Genomic DNA, 21,651 nt, shown 5'->3' on the forward strand with positions numbered 1-21,651 from the left:
CGGGACCGTGGGATGAAACCCCGCGGTCCTCCCGACGTTTTAGCGCGAGGTCCTCGCCATGACCAATCCTGCCCCAAGCATCTTGCCCGGCCTCGGGTTCCGGCAGCGTTTTCCGCTGCTTGCCCTCATCCTCGAGCGCTTCGTGCTCAGCCTGGTCCTGCTTTTTGCCGTCTCCATCCTGATCTTCGGCGGCCTGGAAGCTCTGCCAGGCGATTTTGCCACAACCTATCTCGGCCAGTCGGCGACGCCGCAGGCCGTTGCCAATATTCGCCAGGATCTCGGGCTGAACCGTCCGGTGACGACGCGCTACGTTGAGTGGCTCGGCAACGCCGTTCAGGGTGACTTCGGCACCTCCTGGGCCAGCAAGAATTCGGTGAGCGAACAGATCGGCAAACGCCTCGGCAATTCGCTTTTCCTCGCGGGTTTCGCAGCGGTGATATCAGTGCCGCTCGCCGTCGGCCTCGGCATGCTGTCGGTGCACTTCCGCAACCGCCTGCCGGATAAGATCATCAACATCATCTCGCTTGCGGCGATCTCACTGCCGGAATTCTTTATCGGCTACCTGCTCATCCTGCTCTTCGCGGTGAACCTTGGCATGGCGACCTTTCCAGCGACCGTCTATGACAGCATGGGCTTCGTCGAGCGGTTGAAGGCGATCGCGCTGCCGACGGCGACCCTCGTGCTCGTCGTGCTCGCGCATATGATGCGCATGACACGGGCGGCTATCCTCTCCGTCATGTCGTCGGCCTATATGGAGACCGCCGAGCTGAAGGGCCTCAGCGCCTTCCGCTCGATCGTCAAACATGCCGCCCCCAATGCGCTTGCGCCGATCATCAATGTCATCGCGCTGAACCTTGCCTATCTCGTGGTCGGCGTCGTCGTTGTCGAAGTGGTCTTCGTCTATCCCGGCATGGGACAATATATGGTCGATGCGGTCACCGTGCGCGACATGCCCGTCGTGCAGGCCTGCGGCCTGATCTTCGCGGCTGTCTATATCTTCCTCAACATGACGGCCGATATTCTCGCGATTATCGCCAATCCCCGGCTGAGGCATCCGCGATGAGATTGCGAGATATCCCCATCACCGCCTGGATCGGCATGGCCGGTATCGCCATCGCTTTCATCTTCGCGCTCTTCGCTCCCTGGCTCGCCCCCTATGGCGAGACGCAGGTCGTCGGCGACGTGTGGCAGTTGCCTGATAACCAGTATATTTTCGGTCTCGACAATCTCGGCCGCGACATCTTCTCGCGGTTGATCTACGGCGCGCGCACGACGCTGACGGTCGCATCCGCCGCCACCGTCATCTCCTTCTCGCTGGGCATTATCCTGAGCTTCACCGCGGCCGTCTCGCGCGGCATCATCGACACAGTCTTTTCGCGCTTCAACGATCTGATGATGTCGATCCCGACGCTGATCTTCGCGCTCGTCGTTCTTGCGGTGCTGCCGCAAAACATCGTCGTGTTGATCCTTGTCATGGCGATCCTCGATTCCACCCGCGTCTATCGTCTCGGCCGCGCCGTCGCGCTCGATGTCGCGGTGATGGAATTCGTCGAGGCGGCAACACTGCGCGGCGAAGGCAAACTTTGGATCATCTTCCGCGAAATCCTGCCGAACACGCTGTCGCCGCTGCTGGCCGAATTCGGCCTGCGCTTCGCCTTCTCGATCCTGTTCCTCTCGACGCTTTCCTTCCTCGGCCTCGGCATTCAGCCGCCTGCGGCCGATTGGGGCGGCATGGTCAAGGACAACAAGGACGGCATCATCTTCGGTATCTCGGCAGCGCTGGTGCCGGGCACGGCGATCGCGACACTTGCCGTCTGCGTCAACCTCGTGGTCGACTGGCTCCTGAAACGCACATCCAGCCTCAAGGGAGGGCGCGGCGATGCCTGAGCTTCTTTCCGTTCGTAATCTGAAGATCGAAGCAACCAGCTACCCGCCGGGCGAACCGCCGAAGCGAGTGACGATCGTAGACGGGGTTTCCTTCGATCTGCAGAAGGGCAAGGTTCTCGGCCTGATCGGGGAATCGGGCGCCGGCAAGTCGACGATCGGCCTTTCGGCGCTTGCCTATGGCCGGGGCGGCGCCGAAATCACCGGTGGCGAGGTGCGGCTCGACGGCGCTGATATCCTGGTGCTCGGCAAGGACGGCATCCGGAAAATCCGCGGCGCACGGGTCTGCTACGTTGCGCAATCGGCCGCCGCCGCCTTCAATCCGGCCCACAGGCTCGGCGATCAGGTGATCGAAGCCTCGGTCAAACATGGATTGATGACGAAGGACGAGGCGCGCAAACGTGCGCTTTACCTATTCGGGGTTCTCGGCCTGCCCAATCCCGAAACTTTCGGCGAGCGCTTTCCTCATCAGGTCTCCGGCGGTCAGTTGCAGCGCGCGATGACGGCGATGGCGCTCTGCTCCAATCCCGAACTCATCGTCTTCGACGAGCCGACGACAGCGCTTGACGTCACCACGCAGATCGACGTGCTGGCGGCGATCAAGCATGCCATCGAGGAAACGCACACCGCCGCCCTCTACATCACCCACGACCTTGCCGTCGTCGCCCAGATTTCGGACGACATCATGGTCCTGCGTTATGGCAAGCAGGTAGAATATGGCAGTGTCCAGCAGATCATCGAGGCGCCGCGGGAGGACTATACGCGCGCCCTCGTCAATGTCAGGCAGGCCTATCGTGAGGAGGCGGCCGACCAGTCGGTTGCGCTTCTCAAGGTGGAAAATGTCAGTGCCGAATATTCCAACGGCTTCAAAGTGCTGCACGATGTCTCGCTGCACGTGCCGAAGGGGCAGACGCTCGCGGTCGTTGGTGAATCCGGTTCGGGCAAATCGACGCTAGCGCGCGTCATCACTGGCCTGTTGCCGCCGAGCAGCGGGCGCGTCGTCTTTGACGGCAAGCCGCTGATGCCTGATCTCAAGAGCCGGCCGAACGACGATTTGAGGCGCATCCAGTTGATCTACCAGATGGCCGATACGGCGATGAACCCGCGACAGACGGTGCGCGACATCATCGGCCGCCCGCTGACCTTCTACTATGGCCTTCGGGGTGCTGAGAAGACGGCAAGGGTGAAGGAACTGCTCCAGCAGATCGAAATGGGCAAGGGCTTCGTCGACCGCTACCCGGCCGAACTATCCGGCGGCCAGAAGCAGCGCGTGGCGATCGCGAGAGCGCTGGCCGCCAAGCCCGAACTCATCCTCTGCGACGAGCCGACCTCGGCGCTTGATCCGCTGGTGGCGGAGGGCATCCTCAAGCTGCTTCTGCGCCTGCAGGAAGAAGAGCAGCTGTCCTACGTCTTCATCACCCATGACATTGCGATCGTCCGGGCGATTGCCGACAGCGTGGCGGTGATGCATCGTGGTAAGCTGGTGCGGTTCGGTCCGAAATCGACAGCACTGTCGCCGCCCTTCGACGACTATACCGATCTGCTGTTGAAATCCGTGCCGGAAATGGAAATCGGCTGGCTGGAACGGGTGCTTGCCACGCGTCGCATGGAGAGCGCCGGCAACTGACCTGACGAGGGCAGAACCTTCGTCTTACGGAATATGCATCAAGGAATGAGCATGACCTCGCGCGGCTTCACCACCATCGAGAATGAATGGATTACGCTGGAGGATGGGACGCGGCTTGCCGCGCGCATCTGGATGCCGAATGGCGCGGAAACAGATCCCGTTCCCGCCGTCTTCGAATTCCTGCCCTATCGCAAACGGGACGGAACCAGCCTCAGGGACGAGTCGACCTATCCGGTATTCGCGGCCGCAGGCATTGCCGGCGTGCGCGTTGATATCCGCGGATCCGGAGAATCCGACGGCGTCATCGACGGCGAATATACCGAAAGCGAGCTTGCCAATGCCTGCGAGCTGATCGCCTGGATTGCCGCGCAGCCATGGTCGAACGGCTCGGTCGGCATGATGGGCATCTCCTGGGGCGGCTTCAACAGCCTGCAGATCGCAGCATTGCGCCCGCCCGCGCTGAAGGCCGTCATATCGATCGCCTCGACCGTCGACCGTTACAATGATGACATCCACTACAAGAACGGCTGCCATCTGTCCGCTCAGCTCTCATGGGCTGCAACGATGCTCGGTTACCAGTCGCGGCCGCCCGATCCTGCGCTTGCCGGCGAACGCTGGAAGGAGATGTGGCTGGAACGCCTGGCGGGCGAACCCTTCTTCATGGAGGAGTGGTTGAGCCACCAGCGGCGCGACGACTTCTGGCGTCACGGCTCGATCTCAGAGGATTTTTCGAGCGTGGAGATTCCCGCGCTGGTGATTGCCGGCTGGGCCGACGGCTACCGCAATACGCCGCTGATGGCGGTCGAAGGCCTGGGCGACAAGGCGAAGGCGCTGATCGGCCCCTGGGTTCACAAATATCCGCACTTCGCCTGGCCGAAGCCGCGCACGGATTTCCATGGCGAGGCGATCGCCTGGTGGAATAAATGGCTGCGGGGCGAGGATAACGGCATCGACGGCTTGCCGCAGGCTCGCGCCTATATTCTCGATGCCATCAGCCCTGCCCCGCGACGTGACAGCGATCCGGGTTTCTGGGTCGCCAAGGACGTCTGGTCGCCGCCACAGATGCAGTGCTTCTATGTCGAGCAGTTCGGCAAGCTGACCGAAGGCATGCCGATCCCGCATGCGCCCGAACATCCCGTTTATCTCCGCTCTCCGCTCGACACCGGGACTGCATCGGGTGAATATTTCACGCTGAAACCCGACGCCGAAATGGCGATTGATCAACGCTCGGACGATGCCGGCTCGCTGGTCTTCGATACGATGCCGCTTGCTGGCGATCACGACTATCTCGGCCGGCCTGTGCTCACGCTTGCGCTGCGGTCGCAGGCGGCAAGCGGAAATCTCTGCGCCCGGCTCATCGATGTCCATCCGGATGGCACGGCGACGCGTGTCGCCTTCGGCGTCGTCAATCTTACCCACCGGGACGGCAATGCAGATCCCAAGCCGCTGATCCCAGGTGAGACGGTGTCGATCCGGCTCGTGCTCGATGCCTGCGGTTATCGCTTCCGCAAGGGGCATCGCATCCGCCTTTCGCTCTCCACCGCCTATTGGCCGATGATCCTGCCGCCGCCTGATGCCGAAGGCATCGAGGTCGATATCGCGGCACTCGGCCTCGGGCTGCCGATGCTCGGGGAGCACCAGCGGATCGACATCAAGGAACCAGCCAATCCCGATCCGCTGCCGAAATACATCGAGCACGCGGCCGCCGTAACGAAGCGGCAGGTCGTCCGCGATCTCTCGGTCAACAGGACCGAGTATCACATTCACGAGGATACCGGGCTCACCGAGCACCCTGAGACAGGCCTCTCGACCCGGCAATTGCGCGAGGAACTCTGGTCGATTTCACCCGATAATCCCCTGTCGATGACCGGGACCTCGACCTGGACCTGCGACATGCGCCGCCCCGGCTGGTTCGTGCGAACGGTGGCGACCGCGCGGATTGCCTGCACCCGGACCGACTGGGTCATCAGTGCTGTCGTCACCGCCTTCGAGGACGACGTGCAGATCTTCGAAAAGGTCTTTGCCGAAAAGCGGATCGCGCGCGACCTGATGTGATCGTCAGGCGATCGCCAAACGCCGAACGGCCTCGCAGACGGCACGGAAGCCGTCGCGGGCGCCGTCGCTCATGTGGCGGGCGCGCAGCCACGCGTGCACCATTTGCGGCTCCTCTCGGAACCAGACTTCGACGCCCTCCGCGGTGAGCCGGGCGGCATAGTGCCGGCCGTCGTCCCGAAGCGGATCGAAATGCGCGACCGTGATGAAGGCCGGCGGCAGCCCGGCAAGCGAAGCTGCCTGCAGGGGCTCGGCGATCTCATTGCCTGCCGGCGCCTGCAGGATTTCGCGATAATAGCCGACATCCGCCGTCGTCAGGCCCGGCGCCGCGGCCATTTCGACGTAAGAGCCTGCGGCAAGGTCACCGCCAAGCGCCGGATAGATCAGAACTTGGCCGACGACTCCGGACAGGCCCTCGTCGCGCGCCCGCAATGCAAGGCCCGCCGCCAGATTGGCCCCGGCACTGTCGCCGATCAGCACGACCTTGCTGTTGGCGGAAAGCAGATGCTTCAACACGGTAAAGCCGTCATCCGTCTGCGCCGGCCAGCGATATTCAGGGGCCAGCCGGTAATCGACCGAAACAAGTTCCGCGCCGGCAAAATCGGCGATCTCGGCGCAGATGGCATGATGGCTCTCGAGCGAACCGACAACAAAGCCGCCGCCATGAAGATAGAGCAGAATGGTGCGGGTGCTGATTTTCCGCGGGCGGTAGCGCCGGATCGGTATGCGCTGGAGCATGCCGTCCGCAAAGATCATCTCCGGGGGCAGCGGGCGGTCGAAACGAGCGCAGAGCGTGTCGTACCAATGTCGCTGCTGTTCGATCGATGCTAGAACGGCGTCTGGCGGATAGAAGGAATCGCAAATCGCCAGAAACTGCAGGATGCCCCTTTCGGTGGGGGCAGGTGGTTGAGCGGACATGGAGGTCCTTTCGCGATTTGGGACATGACAGATCATGTCCCTGGCCGACTCTGTCCTCATCATGCGCCTCTGTGACGCGGACGATCTGTCTGGCCGCGACCCATGGATGTCGCGGCTTTCAAAATTCGCGATAATTTTTTCATCGCCGACCCAAGGAAAGTCATCCGAGAAACGTCTCAATCTCGAAATAGCATCTTGTTTGGTAGCATGGGGTAGGCGCGGAATTGGACGCGGAGCTCATAGAACGAGCGCAGGACGGCGACCGGGAGGCCTTCGGGCAACTGGTGTCGCGCCATTATGATTTCGTCCATGCGACGGCGTGGCGGTGGTCTGGCAGTTCCACGGATGCCGACGACATCGCCCAGGAGGTCTGCGTCAAGCTCGGCGCAGCCATCCGCAGCTTTCGCGGCGCCAGCCGCTTCAGGACATGGCTCTATACGCTGACGCTCAATGCCGCCCGTGACCATAGACGCAAGCTTGCACGAGAGGAGCAGACATTCCGCGCCTACGCTGTCGAACCGCAGCCCGATGCGCCGGCCGGAAATGACGATGAGCTATCGAGCGAATTATGGGCAGCCGTGCGCGCCTTGCCGGACAGGCAATGCGACGCAGTGCTGCTCGTCTACGGCGAAGGTCTCAGCCATTCGGCTGCCGCCGATGTCATGGGCTGCTCGGAGGCGACTGTGTCCTGGCAGGTTCATGAAGCGCGCAAGAGGCTGAAGGCCGTGCTCGGCAAGGAAGAGGTATGACCGTGGACAAGGAACTCGAAAAGCTCTCCCGCCTGACACCGCCGGCAGCAACGCCGGAGGCGCGTACGCGTGCACTTGCTGCCGCGATGCAGGCCTTCGACACCGCGGAAAATAATGCAACGGCGGCCCAAGGAAATGCGAAAGGCTGGCGTCAAAGCTCCATCATCAACTGGATATGGAGCCCTGCCATGAACAAGAAATTCCTCGCCGGTTCAGCCCTTGCGACGCTGCTGGTCATTCCGGCCGCCGGTTATCTCGCGATCGAGCTGACCCGTAACGGATTGCCGATCATCGACCAGACTGAGATCGCCGGCAATCTTTCGAAAAGTGAGGCGTCGAAACAACCGGCTGCAACCACCGGTCAGCCGGTTGCGGTCGCGCCGCAAATACCGGCCGGGAACGTCAGCCTGGCAGAGCAATCTGTTGCTGTCGCGCAAGCGCTGCAGGACAAGGAGGCGCCGGCCCTCGCGAAACCCGATGCGTCGCAGACATCCGAATACGATGCCAACGCCGCCCTCACGAACAAGCCGGAGGGTTCTGCCGCGGCACTCGGGGCTACCAAACGCGCTGCGCCGGCCGCTCCCGGCATCGTCCCCCAGCGGCAGTTTGCCGAACCGATGGCCGCCATCGCCCCCTCGCCTGTTCCGCCTGCGGAGGGGCGCATGCAGATGCAGCTCGATCCCAATCGCGAGCGGTTTGCCAATGCGGCGGCAAATCCGATCAAGAGCGTCGCGACGGATCCGGTTTCGACATTCTCCGCCGATGTCGACAGCGCGTCCTATGCCTTCGTCCGCCGGTCGTTGACGGGCGGGGCAATGCCCGATCCACTATCGGTTCGCGTCGAGGAGATGATCAATTATTTCCCCTATGACTGGCCGGGTCCTGATAATGCCGACCAGCCTTTCAAGGCGACGGTGACTGTCATGCCGACCCCGTGGAACCGCGACACGGAATTGATGCATGTGGCGATCAAGGGTTATGATATTGCGCCGGCGACCACGCCGCGTGCCAATCTGGTTTTCCTGATCGACGTGTCGGGCTCGATGGACGAGCCGGACAAACTGCCGCTGCTGAAGAGCGCCTTCCGGCTCATGGTCAACAGGCTGAAGGCTGACGATACCGTGTCGATCGTCACCTATGCCGGTAATGCCGGCACGGTGCTGGCGCCGACACGCGTGGCGGAGAAATCGAAGATCCTGTCGGCGATCGACAGTCTGGAGCCCGGAGGCTCGACCGGCGGGGCCGAAGGCATCGAGGCGGCCTACGACCTTGCCAAGCAGGGCTTCGTCAAGGACGGCGTCAACCGGGTTATGCTGGCGACCGATGGCGACTTCAATGTCGGTCCGTCGAGCGATGAGGATTTGAAGCGCATCATTGAAGAGAAGCGCAAAGACGGCATCTTCCTCACCGTTCTCGGCTTCGGACGGGGCAATCTCAACGATTCCCTGATGCAGACGCTCGCCCAGAACGGCAATGGCAGTGCTGCCTATATCGATACCTTGGCCGAGGCGCAGAAGACGCTGGTCGAAGAGGCCGGATCGACGCTGTTTCCGATCGCCAGCGACGTCAAATTCCAGGTCGAGTTCAACCCGGAACGGATCGCCGAATACCGGCTGATCGGTTACGAGACGCGGGCGCTGAACCGCGAGGATTTCAACAATGACCGTGTCGATGCCGGCGATGTCGGCTCCGGCCATAGCGTCACGGCGATTTACGAGATTACGCCGAAGGGAAGTCCCGCCGTGATGAATGACGACCTGCGATATGGCGCAGCGGATCAGGTGCCGGCCGAGGCCTCCGACAGCGCCCATCAAGGCGAGCTTGCCTTCGTCAAGATGCGCTACAAGCGGCCGGGCGAGGACAAGAGCGCCCTCATCACCACGCCTGTCCGCGAGGGCAACGCGGTCGCCACCGTCGATGCCGCGCCGCAGGATGTACGCTTCTCGGTGGCCGTCGCAGCCTTCGGCCAGAAACTCAGCCATGTCGCGGCCGTCGACACCTATTCCTATCAGGCAATCGCCGATCTCGCCGCGGCATCGCGAGGGACGGATGCCTTCGGCTACAGGTCGGATTTCCTCGGCCTCGTTCGGCTGGCGGACGGCCTCAGTCAACGATGAGGCAAGAGGCACAAAACTGTACCAAACAAGAGGCCGTCCCAAAAGGGCGGCCTCTGCTCAGTGATCATCCCAGTCTCGTTCCGTTGGCGGTGAGATAAACAGCATAAAGAGACGTGCTTGCAGTGATGAAGAGGCGGTTCAGTTTCTCGCCGCCGAAAGTCACGTTGGAGACGCCTTCAGGAATATGGATCTTGCCGATCAACGTCCCATCCGGATCGTAAGCGTGCACACCATCGCCGGCGCTCGTCCATATCCTGCCCTTGCGATCGACACGAAAACCATCGAACAGACCTGCACTACATTCTGCGAAAACGCCGAGATCGGTCAGCCTCCCCTCATTCGAGACCGCGAGCTTTCTGATATGACGCGGACCGCCGGGCAGATGCGTTGCCCCGGTATCGGCAACGTAAAGCAACGTCTCGTCGGGGGAAAAGGCCAGTCCGTTCGGCTTGACGAAATCGGAGGTCACCTGATCGGTGGTACCTGTTGCCGGATCATGCCGGTAGACGTGGCATCCACCGATTTCCTCTGCGCCGTAGTCGCCCTCATAATCGTGGAGGATGCCGTAGCTCGGGTCGGTGAACCAGACGGTCCCATCGGACTTGACGGTGACGTCGTTTGGAGAATTGAGCCGCTTGCCTGCAATTCGATCGGCCAGAAGGGTGACCCTGCCGTCGAAATCCGTGCGCGTGACACGGCGCGTCAGATGCTCGCAGGTAATCAGCCGACCCTGATTGTCGACAGTGTTGCCATTCGAATTGTTGCTGGGCGAGCGGAAGACCGACGTCTGCCCGCTGGCGTCGTCGTAGCGCATCATTCGGTTGTTGGGGATATCCGAGAAAACCAGATACCGCCCGGCGGCAAACCAGGCCGGTCCCTCCAGCCAGCGGCCGCCGGTCCAAAGACGCTCGACGCGGGTGTGCCCGACGAAGCAGCTTTCGAAACGCGGGTCGAGAACCTCAAACCCCGTACCGTCAATTTGCCCGAACATGATACTCCTCCATTGCGCTCAGATTGTTATCGATATCATCATGTCGTGTTTTGACGGCTTCGTACAGACGCCGATCTGCCGGCCCTTGCCAAAATTCCCAAGGAAGCTTGCTTTCTGGGCGTTGGAATGGTGTGTTTTTGCAGTAGTATCGATTGTACGATGATAACGATAACTTTATCGTCTCTTGAACTACCCAATTCGGAAGCTTGTTTGAAAGCGGAGACCAGTGAAAAACGAGGATGAGCCGAAAGTCAAACGTCTCAAGCCGGGAGACGCTCAAAAGCTGACGATGGCGGAGGTCGCCAAATATGTCGGCGTTTCTGCCATGACCGTTTCGCGTGCCTTTCGCCAGGACGCGAGCGTTTCCGAGGAGACCCGAAAGCGCATCATGGAGGCGGTCGACGCACTCGGTTATGTGCTCGACCTGTCTGCCGGCAGTCTTTCGTCAAGGCGAAGCGGCTTCATCGCTGCCCTGGTGCCCTCAATCAACAATTCGAATTTTTCCGACACTGCGCGGGGCATGACCGATGCACTGGAAAATACCGGCCTTCAGCTCCTCCTCGGCTATACCGACTATTCGTCGGAGAAAGAGGAAGAACTGATCGAGGCTATGCTGCGCCGCCGGCCGGAAGGCATCATCCTGACCGGTGGCTCGCATACGGCGCGCGCGCGGCGCATGCTGGCAAAAGCCGGCATTCCCGTTGTCGAAACCTGGGAGCTTCCGGAAGATCCGATCAATCAGGTTGTCGGGTTTTCCAACAGCGAGGCGATGGCCCTGTTGGTGCGGACGCTTGCCAGTCAGGGATATCGGAAGTTCGGCTATATCGGTGGAACGACGGCGCGCGATACGCGCGGCAGCCAGCGGCGAAGCGGTTTCCAGAGAACAGTCGAAGAACTGGGCCTCGGACCGGGACGAATGATTTCCTTCGGCGTGCCGCCCATCACCATGGAGCAGGGCGGCCAGGCGATCGTCAGCCTGCTGGAACGCTGGCCGGACACGGAAGTGGTTCTCTGTGTCTCCGACCTTTCCGCCTTTGGCGCCATCATGGAATGCACGCGCAGGGGAATGAAGGTTCCAAGGGACATCGCCATTGCCGGTTTCGGCGACTATGAGATCTCGTCCATCTGTCATCCGCGCATCACCACCATCAATGTGGATTGTTATGGCATCGGCCGTCAGGCCGCCGCCCGCCTGCTGGATACCCTCCATACCGGCGAGGCGACCGGCGATGAGATCACGTTGACCGGCTACAAGGTTGTCTTGCGCGAAAGCACGGACCGGAACGGCGCACCGACAGCTTGAGTACTGCGGCGCGGCGCGTCTTTTCGGATGCGCGGCGCTGTAACACTTTGAATGGCTGCAAGGATCATGCAGTCGGTCAGAAGGCGATCTGGACTTTCATGGACTTGCTGCGATCGCCGGCCAATTCGAAGGCGGCGACGGCCTCTTCAATCTTAAAGACACCTGTCAGCAGCGGCTTCAGATCGACGCGACGCGCGTTGATCAGTTCGACGGCGAGCGCAAATTCCTCGTGAAAACGGAATGTGCCGCGCATCTCGATTTCCTTCGCAACGATCATATTCTGCGGAATGGAAACATCGCCGCCAAGGCCGAGCTGCACGAGAACAGCGCGAGGCTTAAGCGTTTCTAGGCCCGAGCGCACCGCCCGCTCATTTCCCGACGCTTCGAACATGACATCGAAATATCCCTTTTCGGCACTGTAGGCCGCGAGGTCGGAAGCATGCGTGGCAACATTGATCGTTCGGTCGGCGCCGCTGGTGCGCGCAATCGCCAGAACGCTGTCGGTCACGTCGGTCGCGACGATCTCACGGGCGCCGAGGACGCGCGCCGCGACGATCGCCAACATCCCAATGGGGCCGCAACCGGTGACCAGCACCCGTTTGCCTAGCAGCGACCCGGCGCGGTTTGCCGCATGCAGCGTCACCGCAAAGGGTTCGGCAAAGGCGGCCTCGTGAATGGAAATGCCGTCCGCGACCTTGTGGCACTGCCAACGCTCCGCCACCAGCCGCTGGCGAAAGCCGCCCTGAATGTGCGGCATCGGCATGGCACTGCCGTAGAACCGCATGTTGAGACAATGGTTTTGCTGCCCCTTCAGGCAATATTGGCAATGGTTGCACGGCCGGCTCGGTGAAACCGCGACACGGTCTCCGACGGCAAGATCGGCGACGCAGGAACCCAGCGCCTTGACCGTGCCGGCGATCTCATGGCCAAGGATCATCGGTTCGCGCAGGCGAACGGTGCCGAAACCGCCGTGATTGTAATAATGCAGGTCGGAACCGCAGATGCCGCCGGCTTCGATGGCAATCTCCACCTGCCCGGCGCCCGCAACCTCCGGCTCGCGCTCTTCGATCCTCAGATCCTTGGCGGCATGAATGACGATGGCTTTCATATCGGGGTCCTCACACGACGGGAGTTGGAAGAGCGCTACCGGCAAAATGCGCAGCGAGATTGTTTCTGACGAGTTTGCCCATGGCCTTGCGGGTTTCGACAGTGCCAGAGCCGTGATGGGGCTGCAACACGACGTTTTGGAGGGTCAGGAAACGTGCATCGATCTTGGGTTCGTTCAGGAAGACATCAAGGCCCGCAGCCTGAATGGTGCGGTCTTGAAGGGCTGCGATCAGCGCCTCTTCGTCTACGGTCGTTCCGCGCGAAACATTGATCAAGATGCCGTTCGGACCGAGCGCTTTGAGCACCTCCGCATTGATGATCTTCATGGTCGCCTCCCCGCCGGGAACGATGACGATCAGAAAGTCGGCCCAGTCGGCAAGCGCGACAAGGTCGGGCTCGTAGGCGTAAGCAACATCCTGGTGATCATGGCGGGCGAAATAGGAGATGTCGCAGCCGAACGCGGCAGCCCTCCTGGCGATCGCCTTGCCGATCCGCCCCATGCCGGCGATCCCGACCTTCTTGCCCGAGACGCGCGTCACCAGCGGCATCGCGACGCTGCCCCACTGGCCGGAGCGGACGAAAACATCGGCCTGCGGGACCTGCCTTGCCGTCGCAAGCAGCAGTCCGATGGCGATATCGGCGACATCTTCGGTCAGCACATCAGGGGTGTTGGTGACGCGAATGCCGTTGGCGCGGGCATAGGACAAGTCGATGGCGTCGGTGCCGACGCCGTAACAGGAGACAATTTCCAGTTTCGGCAATTGCGCCATCAGCTCTGCGGACGCTCCAAGTTCGCCCCGGGTCGCTATGGCGCGGATATCCTTGCCGACCCTGGAGATCAGCTCGTGCCGATCTGCCGCTTCCCACAGGCGATGGATGCGGTAGTTCGCCTCCAGATCCACCATGTCCCATTCCGGATAAGCTCCGGTCATCAAGATTTCTACCTTAGGCATTCCGTTTCCATCCCGCATTTTGACAGTTGATTATGTTATCGATAACATATAATTCGGAAAAGCGATGTCAAGTGAGTTTCACCGTCAGCGGCAGTTGAAGCCGTCGCCCGCGGCGAAACCGGAGGAGTTATTTGCATGAAGAACCTGTTCGATCTTACCGGACGGCGTGCCTTGATCACCGGCTCGAGCCAGGGGATCGGCTATGCGCTGGCCGAAGGCCTGGCGCAGTATGGCGCCGAAGTCATCATCAACGGCCGCACGCCCGAAAGCGTCAACCGCGCGGTCGAGAGCCTCAAGGAGGAAGGCCTGTCTGCCCATGCGGCGATCTTCGACGTCACCAGCAAGGACGCTGCCAAAGCGGGTATCGACGCAATCGAAGCCGATATCGGGCCGCTCGACATCCTGATCAACAATGCCGGCATGCAGTTTCGCACGCCGCTGGAAGACTTCCCGGCGGACAAATGGGAACTGCTGCTGACCACCAATATTTCGAGCGTATTTTATGTCGGCCAGGCGGCGGCCAAACCCATGATCGCCCGCGGACAGGGCAAGATCATCAACATCGCCTCCGTGCAAAGCGAACTGGCGCGCCCCGGCATTGCTCCCTATACGGCGACCAAGGGCGCAGTGCGCAATCTGACCCGCGGCATGTGCGCCGACTGGGCCAAGTACGGCCTGCAGATCAACGCGATTGCGCCGGGCTATTTCAAGACGCCGCTCAATCAGGCGCTTGTCGACAATCCCGAGTTCTCGTCCTGGCTTGAGAAGCGAACGCCGGCCGGACGCTGGGGCAATGTCGATGAACTGGTGGGGGCCGCCGTTTTCCTGTCGGGCCGCGGATCGTCCTTCATCAACGGGCACACGCTCTATGTCGACGGCGGTATCACGACCTGCCTCTGATAGAGACGAGACCATGGATTTCGAGAAAAAGGCGCCACCTCTGGCCGTCGTTGTCATGGGCGTCAGCGGCTGCGGAAAATCTTCGGTTGGCGAGCATCTCGCCGCTCGAAACGGCATGCTGTTTCTGGAGGGCGACCAACTCCACCCCGCTGGCAATGTCGAGAAGATGGCGCAGGGCATACCGCTGACCGACGACGACCGCCTGCCCTGGCTCGACCGGATCGGCGAGGAAATAAGGACCGCGCAACACGCATCGCAAGGGCTGGTGATTTCCTGTTCGGCGCTGAAGAAAAGCTATCGGGACAGGTTGAGGCAAACGGCGGACGGGCATCTCGCCTTTGTTTTCCTGGAGGGATCCCGCGATCTGCTGCTGTCGCGGATGCAGGCCCGTCAGGGCCATTTCATGCCCGCGACTTTGCTCGACAGCCAGTTGCAGACGCTGGAGCCGCCGACCGGTGAAGCTAATGTCGTGACAGTGGCAATCGATGATGCGTTGGATGATATCGTAGCACTGGCTTGCAAGGGACTGAGCGGCATGGCCGTCAAGGGAGGAGATTATCATGCAGGATGACTACAGAGCAGATGTCGCCGTCATCGGTGCCGGCATCATGGGAACGGCGATCGTCACCCGATTGATCGAAACCGGGCATAAGGTATCGGTCTACGACCTGGATACCGAAAAAGTTGCGGCTTTGCAGGCCAAGGGCGCAAGCGCGGCCGGCTCCGTGGAGGAAGCGGTCTCATGGTCGGCGTTTTGCGTGCTCAGCCTCAATCACGCAAACATCGTCCGCGCTGTCGTCTTCGGCGAAAAGGGCGTTGCGGCGGCGGCGAATGCTGACAAGGTGCTGATCGATATGTCCTCGATCGATCCGGCCGACACGGCCGACATGGCGATGCGGCTGCGTCGGGAAACCGGCATGGCGTGGGTGGATTGCCCGCTCTCCGGCGGCGTGCCCGGTGCGCTGAGCGGACGCCTGACGATCATGGCGGGCGGCAGTGCTGAGGATTTCGAACGGGCGCGCGTGGTGATGCGGCATCTTGCCGCCAATTACACGCTGATGGGTGTATCCGGCGCAGGGCAGACCACGAAGCTGATCAATCAGCTGTTTTGCGCCGTGCTGTTTCAGGCCGTCGCGGAGGCGGTCAAGCTCGCTGAAGCCGGCGGCGTCGATCCGGCCGCCATTCCTGCCGCCCTTGCCGGCGGCAGGGCGGATAGCCGCATATTGCAGGAATTCATGGCGAAATTCGCCGCCCGGGATTTCTCGCCGACAGGCAGAATCGACAACATGTTGAAGGACCTGGATTCGCTTCAAGCCTTTGCGCTGAAGACGAAGACGCCACTGCCGATGACTGGCTCGGTGGTCGAGATTCACCGTCTGCTCTGCGCTGCCGGGCTTGGGCCAAAAGACTCGGCCGAGATGATGCGCCTTCTCGACGGATTCCAAACCGACTGACGCCAATCTCCAGTTAAATTCGGGATCGCCATCTTTCCGCTTGACCACGCATAAATGTTATCGATAACATACATCCATGAAAACCGCAGCTTTGGGAGGAGCCACAGTGGAAGCCAAGAGACTGCTGGAATTCCAGTCGATCACCAAGAGCTTCGGCGGAACGCAGGCGCTGCGCGACGTCTCGATCGACCTGCGCGAAGGAGAAATCCTCGCGCTGCTGGGAGAAAACGGCGCCGGCAAATCGACGCTCATCAAGACACTTGCGGGCATCTACAGGCCCGATAGCGGCGACATCCTGTTTCGCGGCCAGAGCTACCATCATCGTCCCCCGAAGCCGAACGAGCGGCAGCCGGTTGCCTTCATCCACCAGGATCTCGGTTTGATCGAGTGGATGACGGTCGGCGAGAACATGGGCCTGTCGCAGGGCTTCTCGATGCGTCGCGGCCTCATCGATTGGAACAGGACGCAGGCGCGCGCCAACGAAGCCTTGAAACTGGTCGGTTGCGACTTTGACCCCACGACGCGGGTCTCGGCATTGTCGCGCACCGAAAAGTCGCTTGTCGCCATCGCCCGTGCACTTGCCGTCGAAGCCGACGTGCTGGTGCTCGACGAGCCGACGGCGAGCCTTCCCGCCGATGAAGTCGATCGGCTGTTCAATGCGATCCGTCCGTTGAAGGATCGTGGCGTCGGGATGATCTACGTTTCCCACAGGCTGGACGAAATCTTCCGGATTGCCGATCGGGTCGCGGTTCTGCGCGACGGATGCATGGTGGGACAGAAGCCCGTCAGCGAGACCACCCCCGAGGAGCTGGTGACGATGATCATCGGCCGCAGCGGCGACAGCCTCTTTTCCAAGACGGCGATCACGCCCGGCAAGGCGATCGTTGAGGTCCGCGATCTCGTCTGCGCCGGCACAGGCCCGATATCCTTCGATATCCGCGAGGGCGAGCTTCTGGGACTGGCTGGATTGCGTGGCGCCGGTCAGGAACGGATCGGCCGCGCCCTGTTTGGTTGCGAGCCCTTCAACGGCTCGGTTCTGCTGCATGACGAGGCCCCCGACCTTTCCAGCCCACGAGGGGCAATGGCGTCGGGCATCGGCTTGATTGCCCGTGACCGGACGGAGGAGTCCGTGGCGCTCTCGCTGTCCATTCGGGAAAATACCTACCTTAATCCGGGAGCCGTCGGGCGTGGGCTTTTGTCCTTCCTGTCGCCGCGCGGCGAAGCCGACCTTGCCCATAAGATCGGCCATTCCGTCGGTCTACGGCCAAACGACCCGGATCTGCCGGTGGAGGCCCTGTCGGGCGGCAACCAGCAGAAAGTGGTCGTCGGCCGCTGGCTGGCAACCGGCCGCAAGCTGCTGGTCGCCGAAGATCCGACCGCCGGCGTCGACATTGGGGCGCGTGCGGAGATCTACCGTCTGATCACCCAGGCGCTCGAGGCCGGTCTCGCGGTTGTCGTGGTGTCGACGGACTTCGAGGAAATCGCCCATATCTGCCACCGCGCGCTGGTCTTTTCGCGCGGGAAAATCGTCAGTGAACTGACTGGAAGCGCTCTGACGACGGAGGCGGTCATCACGGCCGCATCCGCATCGGAAGCCGCTTGAGCCATCGGGAGAACAGCCATGCAATCCATTGAATCCACGGCCCTGGAGCCGACCAAGAGCGAAATGGCCGGTCTGTCCACAGGACAGAAGATCGGACGCCTGATCCCGGTTTACGGGCTGGTGATCCTGACCGTCGGCCTGATCGTGATCTTCTCGATCCTTCTGCCGGATACTTTCCCGACCGTGTTGAATGTCCGCTCGATCGTGTCCGACAAGGCTATCATCGCGCTTCTGTCGCTGGCTGCGATGATCCCGATGGCATCGGGTCGCATCGATCTGACCGTCGGCTATGGCATCGTGCTTTGGCACATTCTCGCCATCAGCCTGCAGACGGCCTACGGCCTGCCCTGGCCGGTCGCGGTCGTCATCGTGCTCGCACTCGGTGTTCTGACCGGCTGCATCAACGGCCTGCTGGTCGAGGTTGCGAAGATCGACAGCTTCATCGCGACGCTCGGCACCGGAACGGTCCTATACGCGCTTGCGCTCTGGCACACCGGCGGCCGACAGGTGGTCGGCGTCCTGCCTGATGGTTTCTATGCGCTGAACGGCACCATGCTGTTCGGCCTTCCGATCACCGGCTTCTATGTGCTGCTGATCGCCATCTGCATGTGGATCGTGCTCGAATACCTGCCGATCGGCCGCTATCTCTACGCCATCGGCGCCAATCCGAAGGCTGCAGCCCTCAATGGCATTCCGGTCCGCAAATTCGTGATCGGCGCATTCGTCACCTCGGGGCTGCTCGCGGCCCTGACCGGGGTCCTGCTCGCCTCGAAGCTGCGCATCGGCCAGGCGAGCGTCGGCCTCGAATATCTCCTGCCGGCGCTTGTCGGCGCGTTCCTCGGATCGACGACGATCAAGCCGGGACGGGTGAACGTCTGGGGCACCTTGATCGGCGTCATCATCCTGGCCGTTGGAATATCAGGAATTCAGCAATTCGGCGGGTCGTTCTTCGTCGAACCGCTGTTCAACGGCGTGACCCTGCTGATTGCCATCGGCATCGCAGGCTACGCCCAGCGCAAGCGCGGAGCTGTGAGGAGGATCACACCCGCATCCAAATGAGGATGCCGGCTTATCCCGGCATTTCATAACAAACAAAATGGAGGAGTGAACATGAAGCGCAGAACATTATTGCAGGCAACGGTCGCAACCGTCGCCGTTATGCTCAGCATGCCGGCATGGGCCGATTCAATGGCCGATGCCAAGGCCGTGGTTGAAAAGTATGCTTCCAAGGTGAGCGCCTGGGACGGCCCGACGAGCGGCCCCAAGGGCGCTGCCGGAAAGAACATCGTCATTCTTGCCGGCGATATGAAAAACGGTGGCATCCTCGGCGTGGTCAATGGCGTTCAGGAAGCGGCAGGCGCGCTCGGCTGGACGGTAAAGGCGCTTGACGGCGCCGGCTCGATCGGCGGGCGGACCGCGGCTTTCGGCCAGGCCATGGCGCTGAAGCCAGATGGCATCATCATCAACGGCTTTGACGCGGTCGAGCAGAAGCCGGCGATGGAAGCAGCCAAGGCTGCCGGCATTCCGATGGTTTCCTGGCACGCTGCCTCGGCGGTCGGTCCGGTTCCCGAAGTCGGTGTCTTCGCAAACGTGACTACCGATGCGATGGAAGTATCGAAGTCCGCGGCGGATTGGGCCTTTGCCGATGCCGCCGGCAAGCCGGGCGTCATCATCTTTACCGACTCCACCTATGCGATCGCGATTGCCAAGGCCGATCGCATGAAGAAGGAAATCGAAGATCTCGGCGGCACGGTGCTCGAATATGTCGACACGCCGATCGCCGAAACCTCGCAGCGCATGCCGCAGCTGACCACGTCGCTTCTACAGAAGTATGGCGCGAAGTGGACGCATTCGCTGGCGATCAACGACCTCTATTACGACTTCATGGGACCGTCGCTCGCCTCGGCCGGCATTGCAGGCGATGGAAAACCGGTGAACGTTGCAGCCGGCGACGGGTCGGAAAGCGCCTATCAGCGTATCCGCGCCAAGCAATTCCAAGCCGTCACGGTCGCCGAGCCGCTCAACCTCCAGGGCTGGCAGCTCGTCGACGAATTGAACCGCGCCTTTGCGAAAGCGCCATGGTCCGGCTACGTGTCGCCACTCCATGTGGTGACCAGCCAGAACGTCGAGTTTGACGGTGGGCCGAAGAACAGCTTCGATCCCGACAACGGCTATCGCGATCAATACAAGAAAATCTGGGGCAAATAACCCTTCCAATCGGGGCGTATCGATCGATACGCCCCGACCTCACGATAACACGCCAACATCGATCCAGCTCCGGCGAGTTTTGGAAAAGAGAACCTATGATCATTCGTTATGCTTTGTTTGAAGGCGAAATCCATCCCGGTAAAGAACGGGAATTCCGCGAATTCGTGCGGCAGCGGCTCGTCCCTCTCTGGACGAAATTTCCAGGCGCCGAGGAAATCCGGGTGCTGGACGGGATGGAGCGCGACGAAGGCGCCCCGATCTATGCCATGGCGCTCGCCATTCGGTATCCCGATATGGACACGGTGAACGCGGCACTTCTCTCCGATGTGCGGTCGCAGAGCCGTGAGGTCACCGGCGAACTCCTGCAGCTCTTTACTGGCAAGGTGCATCATCACGTCTTCTCGGCCAACGAATACGCGCCGCATAGCACCTGACACAGGCGATCCCGACGTCCGCGACGGCTTGGCGTCTGAAGGGCGGTCACTGCGGTTTGCTGCCAAGCCTTTATCAAGAGCAGGGTTAAACAAGGCCCCGTAAAGCGCCGTGGACGAACGTCCCAGGCGCTTTTTTCACGCCTGGATACATCGACCCTCGTGCCGACGCGCCGGACGCGGTGGTTTCGGTTTCCCGCCTTTTGAGCACAATTTTTCACCAGCGCCACTTTCATTAAACTAAATAATCTATCGATTTAGTAGATTACATTCCATCTTACCGTGCATCGCTCCTGCAATCAGCAATCGGAAACGGGAAGATCGACGATGACATTGGCAAAGACATTCAAAATTGCGTTGTTCAGTCTGCTTGGTCTCAGTGCCATTCACGGTCCGACGGCAGCCGAGGCAGACGCTCCCCTGCTTCCCAAAGTGCCGCTGGGCACAGTGCTGACGATCGGCGATCCGGTCACGCAGAAAGCGCTCGAAGTGTCCGGCCTCGGCAAGGAGCTCAGTTTCGAGGTCAAATGGGCCAATATCAGCGGCGGGCCGCAGACGTCGGAAGCTTTCCGCGCCCATGCACTCGACGTCGGGTCGGTGGCCGAGATCCCTTCGATCTTCGCCAACTGGAACAATCTGCCCGTCCGCAACATCGCCTATCGCGAACGCCGTGACCCGATCGCCAATCCCATCTACCGCTTCGGCATCGCGCCAGGCGCGGCCGTGAAGACGCTCGCGGACTTCCGCGGCAAGCGTATCGCCTTCAGCCCGGGTCAGGCACAGGGCACGCTCGTTCTACGCGCCCTCCGTGCCGCAGGCTTGAAGAGCGGCGACGTCACTCTGGTGGAACTGCCGAGTACCAGTGACGTCTACCCGAAGGCACTGGCGAGCAAGCAGGTCGACATCGCACCGCTCGGCGGCGTCTACATCAGGCGCTACATCACCCAATACGGACCCGATGGCGCGACCCTCGTGGAACATGGCCTGCGGGATGATCCGAGCCATCTTTATGCGCCGCAATGGGTTCTGGATGATCCCGCCAAGGCGGCAGCTCTCGCCGAATACGTCGGCCTGTGGGCACGCGCCACCGAATGGGTGAACCGGAACCCGGACCTCTGGATCAAGGAATATTACGTCGGTCAGCAGGGGTTGAGCCAGGAGGACGGGGAATATCTCGTCAAGTTGACCGGCGAACAGGTCGTTCCCAGCGATTGGAGCGAAGTGAAGAAGCGCCACCAGGAAACCATCGATCTACTGGCAGACGAGCTCGGCAACAAGCCCCTCAATGTGGAGCAGATTTTCGACAATCGCTTCGAAAAGCTCGGCGCCGCGGCCTTGGCCAAGAGCCAGTAAC

Annotated in this window: 19 protein-coding genes; 15 read left to right on the plus strand and 4 right to left on the minus strand. The window is 61.4% G+C overall.

Annotated features, from left to right (window positions below):
* Positions 1 to 58: 58 nt before the first annotated feature.
* From AC244Q_RS36500 to AC244Q_RS36515, 4 genes are read left to right on the plus strand one after another with little or no spacing between them, the layout of a single operon-like run.
* On the plus strand, positions 59 to 1,063 hold the full coding sequence (locus AC244Q_RS36500; protein ID WP_003555520.1) for an ABC transporter permease: 1,005 nt from the start codon (positions 59 to 61) through the stop codon (positions 1,061 to 1,063).
* The gene (locus tag AC244Q_RS36505) at positions 1,060 to 1,887 is read left to right on the plus strand and encodes an ABC transporter permease (protein ID WP_003555519.1); all 828 of its coding nucleotides are present in this window, start codon (positions 1,060 to 1,062) and stop codon (positions 1,885 to 1,887) included. The genes AC244Q_RS36500 and AC244Q_RS36505 overlap by 4 nt, the downstream gene beginning before the upstream one ends.
* Positions 1,880 to 3,511 (plus strand): ABC transporter ATP-binding protein, encoded by a 1,632-nt coding sequence (locus tag AC244Q_RS36510; protein WP_128407684.1) that lies wholly within the window; start codon positions 1,880 to 1,882, stop codon positions 3,509 to 3,511. The genes AC244Q_RS36505 and AC244Q_RS36510 overlap by 8 nt, the downstream gene beginning before the upstream one ends.
* Before the next feature lie 51 nt (positions 3,512 to 3,562).
* Positions 3,563 to 5,566, plus strand: a complete 2,004-nt coding sequence (locus AC244Q_RS36515; RefSeq protein ID WP_222085709.1) for a CocE/NonD family hydrolase — start codon at positions 3,563 to 3,565, stop codon at positions 5,564 to 5,566.
* A 3-nt stretch (positions 5,567 to 5,569) separates the two neighbouring features.
* Here AC244Q_RS36515 and AC244Q_RS36520 read toward each other — a convergent pair whose 3' ends face one another.
* Positions 5,570 to 6,481, minus strand: coding sequence for an alpha/beta hydrolase (locus AC244Q_RS36520; RefSeq protein WP_003555516.1), 912 nt, complete (start codon positions 6,479 to 6,481; stop codon positions 5,570 to 5,572).
* A gap of 224 nt (positions 6,482 to 6,705) precedes the next feature.
* On the opposite strand from AC244Q_RS36520, the gene AC244Q_RS36525 reads away from it, so the two are divergent.
* Positions 6,706 to 7,230 (plus strand): RNA polymerase sigma factor, encoded by a 525-nt coding sequence (locus AC244Q_RS36525; RefSeq protein WP_128406794.1) that lies wholly within the window; start codon positions 6,706 to 6,708, stop codon positions 7,228 to 7,230.
* Positions 7,227 to 9,347 carry a VWA domain-containing protein gene (locus tag AC244Q_RS36530; RefSeq protein ID WP_128406793.1) on the plus strand — a complete coding sequence of 707 codons (2,121 nt, stop codon included), beginning with the start codon at positions 7,227 to 7,229 and terminating at the stop codon, positions 9,345 to 9,347. The genes AC244Q_RS36525 and AC244Q_RS36530 overlap by 4 nt, the downstream gene beginning before the upstream one ends.
* 64 nt (positions 9,348 to 9,411) lie before the next feature.
* Here the strand turns inward: AC244Q_RS36530 and AC244Q_RS36535 are convergent, their stop codons facing one another.
* Positions 9,412 to 10,338 carry an SMP-30/gluconolactonase/LRE family protein gene (locus AC244Q_RS36535; RefSeq protein WP_012760676.1) on the minus strand — a complete coding sequence of 309 codons (927 nt, stop codon included), beginning with the start codon at positions 10,336 to 10,338 and terminating at the stop codon, positions 9,412 to 9,414.
* Positions 10,339 to 10,564: 226 nt separating this feature from the next.
* Between AC244Q_RS36535 and AC244Q_RS36540 the strand changes: the two genes are divergently transcribed.
* Complete coding sequence (locus AC244Q_RS36540; protein ID WP_003555512.1) at positions 10,565 to 11,641, plus strand: LacI family DNA-binding transcriptional regulator; 1,077 nt, start codon at positions 10,565 to 10,567, stop codon at positions 11,639 to 11,641.
* 76 nt (positions 11,642 to 11,717) lie between these two features.
* Here the strand turns inward: AC244Q_RS36540 and AC244Q_RS36545 are convergent, their stop codons facing one another.
* Together AC244Q_RS36545 and AC244Q_RS36550 are read right to left on the minus strand one after the other, a co-directional pair.
* The gene (locus tag AC244Q_RS36545) at positions 11,718 to 12,749 is read right to left on the minus strand and encodes an L-idonate 5-dehydrogenase (RefSeq protein ID WP_128406792.1); all 1,032 of its coding nucleotides are present in this window, start codon (positions 12,747 to 12,749) and stop codon (positions 11,718 to 11,720) included.
* Between the two features lie 10 nt (positions 12,750 to 12,759).
* Complete coding sequence (locus AC244Q_RS36550; protein WP_128406791.1) at positions 12,760 to 13,701, minus strand: 2-hydroxyacid dehydrogenase; 942 nt, start codon at positions 13,699 to 13,701, stop codon at positions 12,760 to 12,762.
* Positions 13,702 to 13,836: 135 nt separating this feature from the next.
* Here AC244Q_RS36550 and AC244Q_RS36555 point away from each other — a divergent pair, with 135 nt between their 5' ends.
* The 8 genes from AC244Q_RS36555 to AC244Q_RS36590 all read left to right on the plus strand — a co-directional run bounded on the left by AC244Q_RS36555 (position 13,837) and on the right by AC244Q_RS36590 (position 21,650).
* The gene (locus AC244Q_RS36555; protein ID WP_003555509.1) at positions 13,837 to 14,601 is read left to right on the plus strand and encodes an SDR family oxidoreductase; all 765 of its coding nucleotides are present in this window, start codon (positions 13,837 to 13,839) and stop codon (positions 14,599 to 14,601) included.
* 13 nt (positions 14,602 to 14,614) lie between these two features.
* Positions 14,615 to 15,172, plus strand: a complete 558-nt coding sequence (locus tag AC244Q_RS36560) for a gluconokinase (RefSeq protein ID WP_128406796.1) — start codon at positions 14,615 to 14,617, stop codon at positions 15,170 to 15,172.
* Positions 15,162 to 16,055 (plus strand): NAD(P)-dependent oxidoreductase, encoded by an 894-nt coding sequence (locus AC244Q_RS36565; protein WP_128406790.1) that lies wholly within the window; start codon positions 15,162 to 15,164, stop codon positions 16,053 to 16,055. Before AC244Q_RS36560 ends, AC244Q_RS36565 begins: the two co-directional genes overlap by 11 nt.
* Positions 16,056 to 16,161: 106 nt before the next feature.
* Positions 16,162 to 17,658, plus strand: a complete 1,497-nt coding sequence (locus AC244Q_RS36570; protein WP_012760670.1) for a sugar ABC transporter ATP-binding protein — start codon at positions 16,162 to 16,164, stop codon at positions 17,656 to 17,658.
* 18 nt (positions 17,659 to 17,676) lie between these two features.
* Entirely contained in the window at positions 17,677 to 18,717 is a 1,041-nt protein-coding gene (locus AC244Q_RS36575) for an ABC transporter permease (protein ID WP_003555504.1), read from the plus strand.
* 51 nt (positions 18,718 to 18,768) lie between these two features.
* Positions 18,769 to 19,866, plus strand: coding sequence for an ABC transporter substrate-binding protein (locus AC244Q_RS36580; protein ID WP_003555503.1), 1,098 nt, complete (start codon positions 18,769 to 18,771; stop codon positions 19,864 to 19,866).
* 95 nt (positions 19,867 to 19,961) lie between these two features.
* On the plus strand, positions 19,962 to 20,300 hold the full coding sequence (locus AC244Q_RS36585; RefSeq protein ID WP_128406789.1) for a hypothetical protein: 339 nt from the start codon (positions 19,962 to 19,964) through the stop codon (positions 20,298 to 20,300).
* Positions 20,301 to 20,624: 324 nt separating this feature from the next.
* On the plus strand, positions 20,625 to 21,650 hold the full coding sequence (locus AC244Q_RS36590; protein WP_128406788.1) for an ABC transporter substrate-binding protein: 1,026 nt from the start codon (positions 20,625 to 20,627) through the stop codon (positions 21,648 to 21,650).
* Position 21,651: the final 1 nt, after the last annotated feature.

Source organism: Rhizobium sp. CB2179, assembly GCF_057653455.1.

Coding starts and splice junctions, on each gene's coding strand:
- AC244Q_RS36520 (WP_003555516.1), bottom strand. CDS start 6,481: ATGTCCGCTCAACCACCTGCCCCCACCGAAAGGGGCATCCTGCAGTTT.
- AC244Q_RS36580 (WP_003555503.1), top strand. CDS start 18,769: ATGAAGCGCAGAACATTATTGCAGGCAACGGTCGCAACCGTCGCCGTT.
- AC244Q_RS36550 (WP_128406791.1), bottom strand. CDS start 13,701: ATGCCTAAGGTAGAAATCTTGATGACCGGAGCTTATCCGGAATGGGAC.
- AC244Q_RS36560 (WP_128406796.1), top strand. CDS start 14,615: ATGGATTTCGAGAAAAAGGCGCCACCTCTGGCCGTCGTTGTCATGGGC.
- AC244Q_RS36585 (WP_128406789.1), top strand. CDS start 19,962: ATGATCATTCGTTATGCTTTGTTTGAAGGCGAAATCCATCCCGGTAAA.
- AC244Q_RS36555 (WP_003555509.1), top strand. CDS start 13,837: ATGAAGAACCTGTTCGATCTTACCGGACGGCGTGCCTTGATCACCGGC.
- AC244Q_RS36590 (WP_128406788.1), top strand. CDS start 20,625: ATGACATTGGCAAAGACATTCAAAATTGCGTTGTTCAGTCTGCTTGGT.
- AC244Q_RS36545 (WP_128406792.1), bottom strand. CDS start 12,749: ATGAAAGCCATCGTCATTCATGCCGCCAAGGATCTGAGGATCGAAGAG.
- AC244Q_RS36500 (WP_003555520.1), top strand. CDS start 59: ATGACCAATCCTGCCCCAAGCATCTTGCCCGGCCTCGGGTTCCGGCAG.
- AC244Q_RS36505 (WP_003555519.1), top strand. CDS start 1,060: ATGAGATTGCGAGATATCCCCATCACCGCCTGGATCGGCATGGCCGGT.
- AC244Q_RS36515 (WP_222085709.1), top strand. CDS start 3,563: ATGACCTCGCGCGGCTTCACCACCATCGAGAATGAATGGATTACGCTG.
- AC244Q_RS36510 (WP_128407684.1), top strand. CDS start 1,880: ATGCCTGAGCTTCTTTCCGTTCGTAATCTGAAGATCGAAGCAACCAGC.
- AC244Q_RS36565 (WP_128406790.1), top strand. CDS start 15,162: ATGCAGGATGACTACAGAGCAGATGTCGCCGTCATCGGTGCCGGCATC.
- AC244Q_RS36535 (WP_012760676.1), bottom strand. CDS start 10,338: ATGTTCGGGCAAATTGACGGTACGGGGTTTGAGGTTCTCGACCCGCGT.
- AC244Q_RS36575 (WP_003555504.1), top strand. CDS start 17,677: ATGCAATCCATTGAATCCACGGCCCTGGAGCCGACCAAGAGCGAAATG.
- AC244Q_RS36530 (WP_128406793.1), top strand. CDS start 7,227: ATGACCGTGGACAAGGAACTCGAAAAGCTCTCCCGCCTGACACCGCCG.